Source organism: Nostoc sp., from assembly GCF_041747015.1.
GTDB lineage: Bacteria > Cyanobacteriota > Cyanobacteriia > Cyanobacteriales > Nostocaceae > Nostoc.
Map to the genome: position 1 here is coordinate 23,581 of NZ_JBGTFY010000270.1, position 15,300 is coordinate 38,880.

10 protein-coding genes and 2 pseudogenes are annotated in these 15,300 nt (G+C 44.0%); 3 read left to right on the plus strand and 9 right to left on the minus strand.

What is annotated here, in order from left to right:
• Positions 1–183 precede the first annotated feature (183 nt).
• Together ACEW80_RS22190 and ACEW80_RS22195 are read right to left on the minus strand one after the other, a co-directional pair.
• Positions 184–2,418 (minus strand): glycoside hydrolase, encoded by a 2,235-nt coding sequence (locus ACEW80_RS22190; protein WP_373528674.1) that lies wholly within the window; start codon positions 2,416–2,418, stop codon positions 184–186.
• Positions 2,419–2,496: 78 nt separating this feature from the next.
• On the minus strand, positions 2,497–2,727 hold the full coding sequence (locus ACEW80_RS22195; RefSeq protein WP_196521529.1) for a NifU family protein: 231 nt from the start codon (positions 2,725–2,727) through the stop codon (positions 2,497–2,499).
• 440 nt (positions 2,728–3,167) lie between these two features.
• Between ACEW80_RS22195 and ACEW80_RS22200 the strand changes: the two are divergent.
• Positions 3,168–3,296 (plus strand): annotated as a pseudogene (locus tag ACEW80_RS22200) (DUF2887 domain-containing protein); the annotation flags it as partial.
• Between the two features lie 160 nt (positions 3,297–3,456).
• Here ACEW80_RS22200 and ACEW80_RS22205 read toward each other — a convergent pair.
• Both ACEW80_RS22205 and ACEW80_RS22210 read right to left on the minus strand, forming a co-directional pair.
• Complete coding sequence (locus ACEW80_RS22205; RefSeq protein ID WP_373528675.1) at positions 3,457–5,232, minus strand: ATP-binding protein; 1,776 nt, start codon at positions 5,230–5,232, stop codon at positions 3,457–3,459.
• Positions 5,233–5,381: 149 nt separating this feature from the next.
• Entirely contained in the window at positions 5,382–5,618 is a 237-nt protein-coding gene (locus tag ACEW80_RS22210) for a hypothetical protein (RefSeq protein WP_012408258.1), read from the minus strand.
• 532 nt (positions 5,619–6,150) lie between these two features.
• Between ACEW80_RS22210 and lepA the strand changes: the two genes are divergently transcribed.
• Positions 6,151–7,962 (plus strand): translation elongation factor 4, encoded by a 1,812-nt coding sequence (gene lepA / locus ACEW80_RS22215; protein ID WP_373528676.1) that lies wholly within the window; start codon positions 6,151–6,153, stop codon positions 7,960–7,962.
• Positions 7,963–8,230: 268 nt separating this feature from the next.
• Here lepA and ACEW80_RS22220 read toward each other — a convergent pair whose 3' ends face one another.
• The 4 genes and pseudogenes from ACEW80_RS22220 to ACEW80_RS22235 all read right to left on the minus strand — a co-directional run bounded on the left by ACEW80_RS22220 (position 8,231) and on the right by ACEW80_RS22235 (position 11,666).
• Positions 8,231–9,517 carry a 2-dehydropantoate 2-reductase gene (locus ACEW80_RS22220; protein WP_373528677.1) on the minus strand — a complete coding sequence of 429 codons (1,287 nt, stop codon included), beginning with the start codon at positions 9,515–9,517 and terminating at the stop codon, positions 8,231–8,233.
• 3 nt (positions 9,518–9,520) lie between these two features.
• Positions 9,521–11,068, minus strand: a complete 1,548-nt coding sequence (locus ACEW80_RS22225; protein WP_373528678.1) for an acyl--CoA ligase — start codon at positions 11,066–11,068, stop codon at positions 9,521–9,523.
• 56 nt (positions 11,069–11,124) lie between these two features.
• Positions 11,125–11,313 (minus strand): annotated as a pseudogene (locus ACEW80_RS22230) (transposase); the annotation flags it as partial.
• A gap of 77 nt (positions 11,314–11,390) precedes the next feature.
• A complete protein-coding gene (locus ACEW80_RS22235) occupies positions 11,391–11,666 on the minus strand; it encodes a hypothetical protein (RefSeq protein ID WP_373528679.1) in 276 nt (91 codons plus the stop codon).
• Between the two features lie 453 nt (positions 11,667–12,119).
• Between ACEW80_RS22235 and ACEW80_RS22240 the strand changes: the two genes are divergently transcribed.
• Positions 12,120–13,130 carry an SDR family oxidoreductase gene (locus ACEW80_RS22240; RefSeq protein ID WP_373528680.1) on the plus strand — a complete coding sequence of 337 codons (1,011 nt, stop codon included), beginning with the start codon at positions 12,120–12,122 and terminating at the stop codon, positions 13,128–13,130.
• Positions 13,131–13,158: 28 nt separating this feature from the next.
• Here ACEW80_RS22240 and ACEW80_RS22245 read toward each other — a convergent pair whose 3' ends face one another.
• Positions 13,159–15,216: a protein kinase gene (locus ACEW80_RS22245; RefSeq protein WP_373528681.1), complete on the minus strand. Its 2,058-nt coding sequence runs from the start codon at positions 15,214–15,216 to the stop codon at positions 13,159–13,161.
• Positions 15,217–15,300 lie beyond the last annotated feature (84 nt).

Below are 15,300 nucleotides of genomic sequence, written 5' to 3' on the forward strand. Positions count from 1 at the left end.
GTCATCTTTCAGATGACTTTAGCTATTAGCAAGGAACTTCAGTTCCTTGCGGGACATGACTTTTACGTTAAGTTGACACCAATGTACACCTGTACGCTCCTACACCCAATTTATTAGTTGCAAATATTTTTGAAATTGGTATAGAGAATCATCTTCGTAAACTTCCGCATCTGTTACCTGAATTTACGGCACTTCAATCGGAATCAAAGCATTTTCTGGCAAGTGGTTGGAAAAACGCCCTTCATCTGCAAGCACCAAAATCAGGCGCAGGGAATAATCTGGCGGAACTTGCAAGTCTGCCCAAGGTACTGCTAACTCTAAACAACTATTTATTGCTACTTGAGCGCGACTGAAACGGGGATGCCATTGATGATTGTCTCCAGCTTCCCGAAACTGAATCGATTGCGTCAGTAAATTAATTTCTAGAAGATGGTGAAAAAGGTAATTAAGTGGGGCTGCATCTGGTACATCTGCCAAAGGAACTGGGCTATTGACCATTGTTTTTTCTGGATAGAACCAGAGCAAATTTAACTCTGTTGGCAAATCCCGCCCTGGTGCAGCCCCACTTTTAAAGTCCAGCCGCAAATAGAAATTGAGGTGATCCACTCCATACCAAAGTCGCTGGATGACACTGCTATTATGCATTGTGCCCCGCGATCCGCCGATTTCTATGCGTCCAGCTTTATCCCAGTCTTGTTCATCACCCTTACCATCAATGATGGGATGAATAAAACCTTGTGGGGTGTGGTTTGTCTGTGCTTCGTGGATTTCTACTGGTTGATTGAGATAGGGCGGTACAGGTTCATTTAATGCTTTGTAAATGCCAAACAGATGTTCTCGAAACAACCGATCAAAGATAGCATCTTGATTTGAGGAGTGTCCTGCACCAAACCACCAAAACCAGTCGGAACCCTCTGCGGCATACAATGCTTCCCACGCTTCGGGGTTGTTTTCTTCCGTCGCTTCGGGATGACTTGCGAGCATAACTCTTGCTGCTGTTAGATAATCCCAAGCACGATTTTTGGCGGGATCGCCGATCCAAGTGGTAAAACTGCCATCTACCCAAGAACCGCTATGTAATTGCTCTCCGGGGATGGTGGCTGTGGCGGGAAATTCTTCGAGAAATTCGGAGACGGTGACGAGTTTGAGGTGGGGTTCATCGCTCAAACTTTGATACAAAGCTTCTAGAAAGGGTTTGCCGTCTTGGGGATAAAATTCCCAGCAATTCTCTCCATCTAAGGCGATGGTAACTAACCAAGGTTGTTCACTAAGGCTTTCTCTTTGCATTTTAGCGATCGCTTGCAAATGTCCTACTAAGTCTGCTGCTGCTTGTTTTGCTGGCATTGCACTGTAGGTAAAGCCAATTAAATCTGATAATCTGTGGTCACGAAATACAATGGACACGTCACCCTCTGCGGTTTGCAGCCGATAGGGTCGGTACAGCAGTTCTGGTTGCTCCACATTCCCCGCCCCATCCCGATGAAAAAAGTGTTTCAGCGTCCATCCTAAGACGGCTTCATCTGAGCATATCCACTTAAAACCTTGGTTAATAATATGTGGAAGTACAGCCGGACTTACTGACTGTTCCGAAGGCCACAAACCACGAGGTATCTGTCCAAAACGGTCTTTATAAAAGTTCCAAGCTTTCCGCAAGTGGCGGGGAATGTCTTCTGCCCACTGAAATCGTTGCTCAGGTAGTGTCATATTTGGCACAGCTACCCGACCAGAGTTAGTATCAGCTAACAAGGGTAAAATTGGGTGGGTGTAAGGCGTAGTGGTAACTTCTAGCTGCCCCGCCTCCTGCATTTTCCGATGTTGAGGGATGATGCGGCTGAGAATTTCTCGCTGTTTGGAATAAATGCGCTGGCGATCGCTTAAAGTAAAATTTCGTCCCTGTTTTAACCAAGTAGCAATTTCCGGGTCATCCCAAAACAGCGGATCGATCCAAGCCAAATTGTGCCAAGCTAGCAAATCGCCATAATCAGGCAATTGCCAATTTGCCAAACACCAAGCTTGCCCTTTCTCCTGTCTTTGGTAGTATAACTCGGCATAGCGCGGATGGGGGTCAATTAGGGTATGGTGATTGGCATCGAAAAAGTGTTGGATAATGAATTCACGTTGTTGCTGGGTGAGTTGTTCATCTGGTGTCAAGCTGGCTGTGAGGTAAGGGTCAAAAGCAGTGCCAGCAATATAATCTTCGAGTTGTAATATCAGCGATGGTACTAAATTCACCGTTTGGTGTAACTTAGGATACCGTTCTAAAATTAATATCAAATCCAAATAATCTTTAGTCCCATGCAAACGTACCCAAGGTAGACGGTACTGCTGACTAGGAGATAGCGAAACGCCGCTGCCAGGAGATTTGTACAGCGGCTGATGTTGATGCCAGATAAAAGCAATGTACAGAGGATGAGACATAAGAATAGTTAGCAGTTAAGAATGAGGAGTTAGGAGTTGATTCAAAACTCATAATTCCTAACTCCTAACTCCTAACTTTTACACCACTTGCTCAATTTCTGCAATTTCGGGAATCATTTCCTTGAGGCGGCGTTCAATACCCATCCTTAGAGTCATTGCAGAACTGGGGCAAGAACCACAGGCACCTTGCAATCTCAGTTTTACAACAGGCCCATCGAGTTCTACGAGTTCCACGTTGCCGCCATCAGACATAAGATAAGGGCGCAATTCATCTAAGACTGTTTCAACGTTGTCAATTGTGAGTTCCATAGTTTTAGACCTGGTAAGTTAATGATGGGCATTGGGAATGGGGCATTGGGTATTGGTGAATGATAACTGGTAATCTGAGAACTTCCATCACCTATTCTCCGTTGCCCCAAAATTTTATTTTCTAGCTTTGTTAAAACGATCCTAGACGCAATTGCAGCTAGTTTGTCAGTTCTTTAGTTGGCATTTGCCATTTGTCAGTCGTCTGTTATCTATATTTTAATGACTTTTGACTAGGCATTGGGAATCTTTCTGCCCTATTCCCTATTTACACGCAGTCCAATTTTCCTCAATAACAGACCTTACAGCCTAGTTGGGAACAAGCGATGTTTTGGGTATTACTGGTTTATTTGCGATCGCATAGCAACCTTATATGGGCGATCGGCATAACGTAAAATAAAATGTATCGCAGATTTAACAAATAAGTTAACGTAGAATGCTTCATGCGGCGAGACTCAATTTTTTACAAACTTTTCCAACAATCCCCCACTTTGCTATTTGAACTATTGACAAATTCTCCATTAAATGCAAAGGCTTATCGATTTGATTCGGTAGCTGTTAAATCTTGCAAGCAATCAAATTTTTGTGGCTTTTCATGGTGTACTTGTATCCGCCGTTGTGTACTAACCACTACGGTCAATTATGCCCGTCGATCTCACGTTTATTAAATAATAAATGCTCAAATAATTTAAAGTTAAAAATTCAAAACCAAGTATTGCCAAGTATCCAAACTCAGCACTCACAACTGTTTATTGAGTCGCTATCACTAGATGAAACCATGACTGGTTGTTGATATAGTGGCACTGTAAATGTGACTGTTGAGCCAAGTCCTTCGCCCAAACTATAAAAATGTACCTCGCCGCCCATTGCCTCCACGAGCTTCTGGGATATTGCCAGTCCTAAACCTGTACCACCATACTGGCGAGTGCGGGAGCCATCCACCTGAGAGAATAATTGAAATAGTTTATCTTGTTTGTCCAAGGAAACACCGATGCCAGTGTCTGCCACACGTACTCTCACCATGCCAGGAAATTGCTGACCTTGAAAGTTCGCCTTCGCTTTTTTAAGTACTAAATCGGCGCTGACAGTTACGCCGCCTTCATGGGTAAATTTGATGGCGTTACCTAACAAATTCAGCATAACTTGTAGCAACCGTTGATAGTTGCTTTGGACAATAATTTCATCAGAGGTAGCAGGCATCTGCATCCGAAAGCTGAGGTTTCTCATTTCTGCTTGGGGACGCATAAAATTTTCTACATCACTGAATAGCTCATCTAGCTTGACTGGAGCATAAACTAGCTCCATTTTGCCAGCTTCGATTTTGGCAATGTCCAAAATATCATTGATGATATTCAGTAGATGTATAGATAAGTGGTGAGCTTCTGTCAAAAATTGGTTTTGTTCTTCTGGGTCATCTGCCATCCCTTCTAAAATCAGCTTCAAGAAGCCAATCATCCCGTTGAGGGGGGTACGAATTTCATGGGATACATTAGCCAGAAACTCGCTCTTCAGGCGGGAAGCTTCTTCAGCTTTTTGACGGGCTGCTTCTAATTCTTTATATAAAGTAGCATGTGCGATCGCAGTTCCCAACTGATCTGCTGCTTCTTTTGCGAGTTCTAGTTCCGATTCTGTTAATGTGTAGCATTCATCCTGCCAAGTCAAGGCAACTAATCCATTGGCTTGGTCTTGATAACAAGTCGCAACCACCAAAGTTTTCTGCCGCCCAGACTCAGTGTATCCAGGCACTTCTATCACAACTGGTTCTAGGGTTGCTAATGCCTGAGCAAAGGCAGGCTCAGAATCTATATCTATTTCTTGTGAGCCAAGCATTGAGGTAAGTTCTGGCTGGTGATACTCAGCCATCACTTTCACTTTTGAGCTACAGGGTTGGTAGGGACGACAAATAATGCAGCGTTCTAGTCCTAGTGCTTTCCCTAAACTGTCAACTGTTTGTTGCCAAATGATATCTAAATCCAACGTCCTGCGGATATTTCTGGTAATCCGATTTACCAGTTTTTGGTGTTGCTGTGAACGCAAAACCAACTCTATTTGTGTGGGCTTTCTTGATGTCACACGCACTTGTTTTTTGTTGAGTGTGGCTTGCAGTAACCGTCCCATGACTAAAACTGTCGTGGCAGCCGTTCCCAAGCTTGGCATAATCGGACTAATTACCAACTCCAACTCAAATAATTCTTGGTGGTAGCTAAACCAACACTGAAACCTTTCTGGCATCAAACTTGTCAAAATTCGGTGCAATCGTTCCAAATAGGTAACCTTATCCACTGGCGCAAAGGTTTGGGCTTGGTTCAGTTCGTCAACTATTTTTTCAGTATTTAACCCCAGCAGGTCGTTGTACTGCCAACAAAAGGTCAGATAGCGCCCTGCCGCATCTTGGGTGTACACCAACTCCGCTCCTAGAGTTGGTAATGAGCCATCAGTCCTACTGGTAATAGATTCCAGATTTGGGGAAAATACATTCGCTAATTGGGAATTGGCAATAATAGTCATTAATTGAGTTGGATAGACAAAGGGTATCCGACCGTAATTTTACTAAAGCTGCTCCAAATTTTGCATAAATTTTTACAGCTTTTTCGTTTCTATTGGGTATTTCTTGGTGTTCTGAAATCCAGATTGGCAAACTTCACTTTTTTATAGTGTCAATCGTTCCATTCACCGCGAGGAGGAACGGGGGTACGCACAGGGGTACGCGTCAGTTCATCATCTCTGAGGATTTCACCCCGTAACCACTGGCGAATTGCCACTTCAATCACTTTACTTGGGTCATTGGTGAGATGCTGAATTTGCTCTAGTAACTCGGAGTCTAGGCGGACAGCAATTTCTACCTTATCGGCTCGTGTGTTTTCCGCTTCGGTAGTTTTCTCTTGCATATTCATAGGTTTGACATACTGTGAATTGGTTTTGTCTAAAGCTTTGTAAAGTAGTTATATTCATCATTTGGGCTAATTCACTGAAAAAATCTTCAAGGGCGCAGTTACATAGTTCCCCGAAATAGCACCAAAGTAACAGCTTAAGTTTCAAATCGCATTTTTCATATAACTAACTAGACAATAGCTTTCTAGAACTTTTGTCGGGAAATCAGTGATTCTGGGCGATTACGGCTGATAATTGCCCATGATCCCTACATGATCCCTACACGTACTTATTTACATTTATTGTACGCTCCTAGCTGTTGAATACTAGCAACGACAAATAGACTTTCATAATATTCTTAAAAGTTCACCTATTTAGATCGAAAGTTAAAGATGGGGTGAAGGGAGGGCAGGGGGGAAATAAAACTCCTAACTCAGCACTCCTAACTCAGCACTCAGCACTAAAAACCAAGCAGCGTCTTGGCTAAGAAAGCATTAAAATACATTAAGTAAATTGCTTTTTTAACTTTGGTTGCTGCTAAGGCAAAGATAGTATATGACTGACGTTCCCGCAGTTCGCATTCGCAATTTTTGTATTATTGCTCACATCGACCACGGGAAATCAACCCTCGCCGATCGCTTGCTGCAAGCCACTGGCACTGTTGAAGACCGACAGATGAAGGAACAGTTTCTCGACAATATGGACTTAGAACGGGAGCGCGGCATTACAATTAAGCTGCAAGCTGCCCGGATGAACTACACAGCCAAGGATGGTCAGCAATATGTGCTGAACCTAATTGACACTCCGGGTCATGTGGATTTTTCTTATGAGGTGTCGCGCTCTCTTGTTGCTTGTGAAGGAGCGCTATTGGTAGTAGATGCGTCCCAAGGTGTAGAGGCGCAAACTTTGGCAAATGTATATTTAGCGTTAGAGAGTAACCTGGAAATTATCCCGGTTTTGAATAAAATTGATTTACCTGGGGCTGAACCGGAACGGGTAATTGGCGAAATTGAAGAAATTATCGGTCTAGATTGCAGTGGTGCGATACTTGCTTCTGCTAAAGAAGGAATTGGTATTGATCAGATTTTAGAAGCAGTTGTCGAGCGGATACCGCCACCGCCCAATACGATCAATGAACGCTTACGGGCGTTAATATTTGATAGTTATTACGACAGCTACCGGGGAGTAATTGTGTATTTCCGGGTGATGGATGGCACCGTTAAAAAAGGCGATCGCATCCATTTAATGGCATCTGGTAAAGAATTTGAAATTGATGAGTTGGGCATCCTTTCTCCGACTCAAAAGCAAGTTGATGAACTACACGCTGGCGAAGTAGGCTATTTGGGAGCATCAATTAGAGCTGTAGCTGATGCCCGGGTAGGAGACACAATTACCCTAAGTAAGGCGAAAGCAGAGACACCCTTACCAGGCTACGCAGAAGCGAACCCGATGGTTTATTGCGGGATGTTCCCCATTGATGCTGACCAATTTGAAGACTTGCGGGAAGCCTTGGAAAAGCTCGAACTCAACGATGCGGCGCTACACTACGAACCAGAAACTTCGAGCGCGATGGGGTTTGGCTTCCGTTGCGGATTCTTGGGTTTACTGCACATGGAAATTGTCCAGGAACGCCTAGAGCGGGAGTATAACTTAGATTTAATCATTACAGCCCCCTCAGTGGTTTATAAGGTGATTACCCTGAAAGGTGAGGAACTGTACATCGATAATCCCAGTCGCTTACCTTCTCCCAACGATCGCCAAAGAATTGAAGAACCCTACGTCAAAGTAGAAATGATTACGCCGGAAACCTACGTCGGCGCTTTGATGGAATTGTCACAAAATCGCCGTGGCATCTTCAAGGATATGAGATATCTCACCCAAGGACGAACTACCCTTACTTACGAGTTACCCTTGGCGGAAGTTGTGACTGACTTTTTTGACCAGATGAAATCGCGATCGCGCGGTTATGCCAGCATGGAATATCATCTCATTGGCTACCGTGAAAATCCTCTGGTGAAGCTAGATATTATGATCAACGGCGATCCGGTAGATTCTTTGGCGATGATTGTCCACCGAGATAAAGCTTACAACGTCGGGCGATCGATGGCAGAAAAACTCAAAGAACTGATTCCCCGCCATCAATTTAAGGTGCCAATTCAAGCGTCTATTGGTAGTAAAGTTATCGCCAGTGAAAACATTCCCGCATTGCGGAAGGATGTACTAGCCAAGTGTTACGGTGGTGACATCAGCCGTAAAAAGAAACTCTTACAGAAGCAAGCAAAAGGTAAAAAGCGGATGAAATCTGTAGGTACAGTAGATGTACCCCAAGAAGCCTTTATGGCAGTACTGCGCTTAGATCAAAACTAACTTAAGAACACTAAATACAGCTTTGCGTATCCTTTGCGCTTCCCTCTGCGTCGGCAGTCACTCATGGGGGAAACCCCCTTCTCTACGAGACGCTCCGCGAAGGCGCTAGCCTCTCCCTTTGGGAGAAGACCGCGATGCCTCCCCTTAAAAAAGGGGGCAACCTCTCTCAAAGTCCCCCTTCTTTAAGGGGGATTTAGGGGGATCTCAAAGTATTTGCTACCAAGAAGACGACTTGTTCATTCATCCTCTTAGGGACTTCTCTCTAAATTTATTTATGTGGATTTTGAATTGGGAGCGACGCGACTTTGGTCGCCTCCAGCAGCTTAACGCTGGCATAGATAGCATCAATATAAGGTGTAGGAATTTGAGTTAGTTTTCCCAATTCTGCTACCGCCCCGACAATAGCATCTATTTCCGTGGGTCGTCCGGCTTCAATATCTTGTAGCATTGAGGTTTTGTGGGCACCAACGTTTTCTGCCCCATTAATTCGCTGTTCTAAAGTAATGCCAAACTTAATACCCAAGTTTTGAGCGATCGCCTGAGCTTCGGTCATCATTTGCCGTGCTAGTTTACGGGTAAGAGGATACTGACAAATACTTTCTAGCGTCGCACCAGTTAAGGCACTGATGGGATTAAACGCCACATTCCCCCACAATTTGATCCAAATTTCAGTGCGAATTTGATTGCGAATTGGTGCTTTGAATCCTGCTTTTTTTAAAATCTGTGCTAAGGACTGGATGCGATCGCTCTTAGTGCCGTCGATTTCACCCAAAGTCAAGCGATCGCCTTCAATATGCTTGATCACACCAGGTTCAACTATCTCAGTTGCCGGGTAAACAACACAACCAATAACGCGGTTAGCACCAATATTAGCTTCAATGATTCCATCTGGGTCAACAGATTGAATGCGCGTACCTTCATACTCACCACCATGCTGACGGAAGTACCACCAAGGAACGCCATTTTGGGCTGTTACCACCATCGTCTGAGAATCATAGAGTGCAGAAAGAGCAGGTGCGATCGCAGATACACTGTGAGCTTTAACAGTGAGAATTACTACATCTTGTGTCCCCACCTCCTGAATATCGCTAGTTACCAGAGATGGACTGACAATTTGGCTAGAACCATCCGCCATAATCAGCTTCAGTCCATTTTTTTGAATTGCTTCTAAATGAGAACCACGAGCAATCAGCGTCACAGCTTCACCTGCCAGTGCCAGTTTTGCTCCTAAATATCCACCGATTGCACCCGCGCCAACAATACAGATTTTCATTTTGTCATTCGTCAAAGAGTTAACTTCCGAGTTCAGAGGCTCAACTTCCGAGTTCAGAGGCTCAACTTCCGAGTTCAAAGGCTCAACTTTCGAGTTCAGAGGCTCAACGTCCGAGTTCAGAGGCTCAACTTCCGAGTTCAGAGGCTCAACTTCCGAGTTCAGAACCTCAACTTCCGAGTTCAAAGGCTCAACTTCCGAGTTCAGAACCTCAACTTCCGAGTTCAAAGGCTCAACTTCCGACCTCAAAGGCTCAACCGTTTCCTCATCTACCCCACTTCCCACTTCTTACTCCCCACTCCCCACTAAATTAAGCAATTTCGCCATAGCCAGCCGTTGTAATTTCCCAGTAGCACCACGAGGCAGCTGATCCAAAATGTGAACTTGCTTGGGAACTTTAAAATCTGCCAGCATGGTTGAACAGTGAGCTAAAAGTTCTTTTTCACCGATTTCTGCCTTGAGGACAACAGCTGCATGAATATCTTCCCCTAAAGATTTATGGGGGACGGCAAAAGCTAGAGCTTCAACCACAGCGGGATGGCGTAACAAAACATCATCCACTTCTAAAGGAGAAATTTTTTCCCCACCCCGGTTAATTAATTCTTTAATCCGTCCAGTCAAGCGGAGGTAGCCGTCTTCATCTAGTGTGCCTTGATCGCCTGTGCGGAGCCAACCGTTAATAAAAGCCGTAGCATTAGCTTCTGGGTTGTTTTCGTAGCCATCAATGACATTGGGTGCTTTTACCACCACCTCGCCCAAACTTCCTTGGGGAAGTAGGTTGCCTTCTGAGTCCATAATGCCGACTTCTACACCGAAACCGTAACCTACAGTCCCTGGTTTCCGAACTTTTGGCGGTAGGGGGTTAGTGGTCATTAAATGGGATGCTTCAGTCATGCTGTAAGATTCCACCACCGGAGCATTGAGGGTTGTTTCCAACTGTTCAATGATAATTGGGGGCAAAGGAGCGCTACTAGAGCGAATGAAACGGAAGCGGTTAGCTTTGACAATTTCTGTGTTGCGGCTAGCGCGTGCCAGAATTGTTTGATGCATGGTTGGGGCTGCGGAATACCAAGTGGGTTTGTAGGTTTCTACCAGTTTCCAAAACTCCAGAGCATTAAAACCATTAGGACAAACCAGCGTCCCACCCGATGCCAGAGTTGCCAGCAAACAGCCCACTAATCCATGAATATGGAACAGCGGCATTAGGCAAAGTGTAGTATCATCTGCTGTGAGTGAGTAAGCACCAATGATATTTTTTGCTGAGGCAATCAAGTTGCGATGACGAATAGGAACACGTTTGGGACGACTTGTGGTTCCGCTGGTGTGAAGAATCACTGCTACATTGTCAGACGAAGGCAAGGGAGCAGGGAGCAGAGAAAAGTCTAATGGGGTATTCAGAACTTTGGAGGAGCAGGGGGGAAGTTTCTCCTTGACTAATTCAAAACTCAATGTACCGTCGGTGTTCACCTTGACATTGATTAATATCATTTCTGGTGTGACGGCGGCAATGGCTGCTTCTATGCCCTCAGACAGTGTTGTAATCAGTGCTTTTGCCTGAGTATCTTCATAATAGAAAGCAAATTCTTCTTGTTTATATTTGGGATTCAAAGGTGCAGCAGTGCCACATAAAGCAGCAGCTAAAAAGGTAATAGCCATTGGTGAACCATTAGTCATAGCAATGGCAATGCGTTCTTCCTCTTGCAATCCAAAGCTGCTGAGTTGGGATACCAGTTCCATAACGTTCTTGCGTAATTGCTTATAGGTTAGCGAGCGATCGTCAGCCGTGATTAAGCTTGGATGATGGTCTTCCCCTGCTAAAAGCTCAAATAAGTTCATTAGTTTTTCTTGTCGGTCAAAAGATGATTGAGTCAGCTCTAAAGAATGCAGTATACTAATAATTTATTACCCCATTGTTGGGGAATAGATATAAGCTGTAAAATCAGATAAGCTATCAAACTGACATAAATTTGTATATTAATACCATTAACATTTTTGGTAATTAATTTATCAAGTTTTAGATGCATCTTTAAAAAGTTCCATAGCAACTCAACTCCCCAACGTAATCGATAAATATCCCTAATTTGTATCCCCTCAATATTTCGGGGAAAGGAGTTATTCGGGCATAGATGAGTAAACCAAGGGATTAAGAACAGATTTTTCAAGAATAATATAATATGTTTTGAACGATTACTTCTTCATATCCTTTGAATTGTGCATCTGCTGGCAGCAGTTCTAGGGGATATTCTAGTATTTCTTCTCGGTCTATTTTAATGCTTTCATTTTTGCTGCCCTTGGAGTGCTTCTTTGGCCTTTGTCGTTCTTTCTCTGATGAGTGGTCGCCGAGTTCGCCTTTCTTGTTTTTGGCCTTTATGTCTGGCTGACCAAGTTCTCCCTTCAGGGGGTTTGTAACAGAAATAGATATGTGATGAATCATAGTTAAACCTCATATCCCATAATCATGATGGGGTTTATAAACTTCTTGTTTTGTGGAGTACTTATCTTCCACGAGTAGCTCTATTAGTTTTCACCGCATTGCTATCAATTTATGCAGAGAGTAAAACAAAGGGCGCAAAAATCAGGAAAGGAAGAAATGAATGAGTTGGTTTATCGGTTGCAGGTCAAGAATATTAGCAAGTTGTATTTTGTAATCCCCAAGTATAAACGCCAGCTAATCTAGTCAGGATGATAATTGATGCTAATAGTCAAAAGTCGTCCGATGGTTGTAAAACAACTCCTCATGGTCTGCAAAGATTCTATAACTCATGAAAGATTCAGAGTTGTTAAGAATTTTATAGTATTAGGTAATATCTGAAAAATAATGCTTACAGATAATTTCAGATTCCCAAAAGATAGAAAGCGGCAAATTTAACACTTAATAGTAGCACTTATGCAATTAAAACCAATCAATCAGCAGGTAGTTTCGGTCGTTGGAGCCTCCAGCGGTATCGGACGGGTGACAGCTCTTGAGTTTGCTAGACGCGGGGCAAAAGTGGTTGTTTCGGCTCGCAGTGAGTCAAAGCTAAAGTCTTTAGTAGAGGAAATTCAGAGCTTTGGCGGCGAGGCAACTTTTTTAGTAGCGGATGTGGAGGTATTTGAGCAAGTTAAGGCGATCGCAGATAAAACTGTAGAGGTGTACGGGCGACTCGATACGTGGGTACACGTCGCCGCTATTGGCATCTTTGCCACTGTCGATAATATAACACCAGAAGAATTTCAGCACGTAATTAATGTCAACCTCATGGGGCAAGTGTATGGTGCAATGGCAGCCCTACCCCATCTCAAGTGTGAGGGACGGGGGGCACTGATCCACGTCTCTTCAATGGAAGGTAGGCGATCGCTTCCATACCAAAGTGCTTACTCGGCATCCAAACATGGGGTCGAGGGCTTTATCGAAGCCATGCGCGTTGAGTTGCAACATGAAAAATGGCCGATCAGCGTTACGAGTGTGAAGCCAGCGGTGATTAACACCCCCTTCTGGAACAATGGTTTGACGAAATTAGGCGTAAAGCCAGCCGGCATACCACCCTACTACGACCCTAAACTTGTAGCTGATGCCATCCTCTATGCAGCCGAACACCCAACTCGTGACTTCTTGGTTGGGGATGTCGCTAAAATATTAGATTTGGTACAGCGCGTCTCACCGTCATTAGTAGATTCACTGTTACTGCTCGTCGGTTTCGATTTACAGCATAGTTCTGAGCCGAAGTCTGAAGATGCACCAAATAATTTTTACCAATCTGTTCCCGAAGACGACCGAGTGGATGGGGACTATAGTAACTTGGTTGTACCCAGCATTTCCGACTGGCTAGATAAAAATCCGCTTTTCCAGTTGGGTGCGATCGCTGGTACAGCAGCATTAGCGTTGCTGTTAGCACAAGTATTTAATCCGAAAGAGTAAATTTCTCAGTAGTGATTTAGAAAAAACCTTACTGAGATAACCGCCAAATCTTAATAGTGTTGTCTTCACTACCACTAACAAGGTTTTGTCCATCGGGACTGAATGTAACGGATGTTACGGTTTTAGTGTGTGCCGCCAATGTCAGTATTTCCTCTCCTGTGGCTACATTCCACAATTTTATCGTGCGATCGCGGCTGCCACTAGCAAGAATTTTACCATCGGCACTGAAGGCAACGGTTGTTACTGTGTTGCCATGTCCCGCCAGTGTCTGAATTTCTTTTCCAGTAGCGAGATTCCAAAGTTTGATGGTGCGTTGGCGTAGCCCGTCGTAGACATCGCGGCTACCACTTGCTAAAATTTTACCATCGGGGCTAATAGCCACAGTTGTTACTGTTTGAGAATTTCCTTCTAGTGTGCGGATTGGGTATCCCTTTGTTAGATTCCAGATTTTGATGGTCTTGTCAAAACTACCACTGGCAAGAATCACGCCATCGGGGCTGATGGCTAGCGATCGCACCCAGAATCTATGCCCTGTCAGCGTCCTAATTTCCTCTCCTGTTGCTAAATCCCAGATTTTGATGGTGTTGTCATCACTACCAGTAACTAGGGTCTGACTATCAGCGCTGATGGCTAGGGCATGAACTGAGTCAGAATGTCCTGTAAGAGTACGAATTTGCTTTCGCGTTGCTAGATTCCAGATTTTGATGGTGTTGTCATCACTAGCACTAACTAAAGTTTTGCCATCTGGGCTGATCACCACGACATTCACCAGAGCAGAATGTCCATTGAGTATGGAGATTTGTTTTCCGGTTGCGAGATCCCAAAGTTTGATGGTGCGATTGTCGCCACTACTGACAATAGTCTTGCCATCGGGGCTGATGGCAATAGATAAAACCGAGTTTTTATGTCCTTGCAGGGTATTAACTAATGAAACCTTTCCCAAAATAATCTTTGGCAATTGACCTAAAACCGTGTCATTTTTACCAGGACTATTGTGCTGACTCAGCCTAGAGGACAAACTGGTTTGAATCTGGCGAAAATGTTTATACCAAGATTCTCCAAATCCGAACAACAAAATCAAAGCACTTACCAAAATTAAAATTCTCAGTAAGGTATAATTTTTTGGGGAATATGGGGCTTTAGTTGGTGGTATTTTCCCAGATGATTTTCCGGCTGGAGGTAGTGCCAGTAATTGTTTTGGAGTCAAGTCTCTGAGAACTTCATCGGCTGACTGGTAACGTTCTTGGATGTCTTTTTTCAAAAGCTTGTCGATCACAAAATCCAATTCAGGATTTAATGGACTCCGTAAATATTGCCGCCAATTACTCACCCAAGCATACCCAGATTCCATCCATAGATCAAAGGGAGAACTTCCCGTTAGTAGATGAAAACAGGTAGCCCCCAAACCGAACAAGTCACTGGCAAGAAAAGCTTTACCATCTCTAATCTGTTCTAGGGGAGAATAACCATGTGAACCAATGGATGTGCCGGTTTTCTGCTGAACCCTCGCTGTGAATTGCTTTGAGGAGCCAAAATCAATCAGGCTTAATCGCCCATCACTTTTATGCCGGATAATATTTTCTGGCTTGATATCCCGATGAATGACTTTGCGATCGTGGATAAACTTGAGGATGGGGAGTAAATCTAGCAAAATAGATTCAATTTCTTTAGCACTATACGCCTTACGCTGTTGTAACTCCTTTAACAAATTTTCTCCATTAATAAACTGCTGCACTAAATACAAGCAGCCGTCTTGCTCAAAGTAAGCTAGCAGAGTCGGAATTCGGGGATGTTCTCCGAGTTCTTGTAGTCGCTGCGCTTCTTCAGCAAACAACTCCATCGCCTTTTTTTGCGACCAAGTTCCTTGGAATTTTGGAGCTAATTGCTTGATGACACAACGTTCATTGAGTTTATCTACATCTTCTGATAGATAGGTTCTGCCAAATCCCCCCTCATCTGAAAGGACTCGGATGACACGGAAGCGATTTCTTAAAAGTGACACCAGCGGGGTGCTGCAACTTTGGCAAAACTTTTTTCCATTGGGATTCAGGGGATTTAGGCAATCGGGATTTAAGCAGCAGATCATGATCTGACAGGCGCGACTGCATGACAACTTAGGCTAAGTTTGTCCCGAATTTTCCCTTAAGATAATTGACTCTCGCTTACTTGT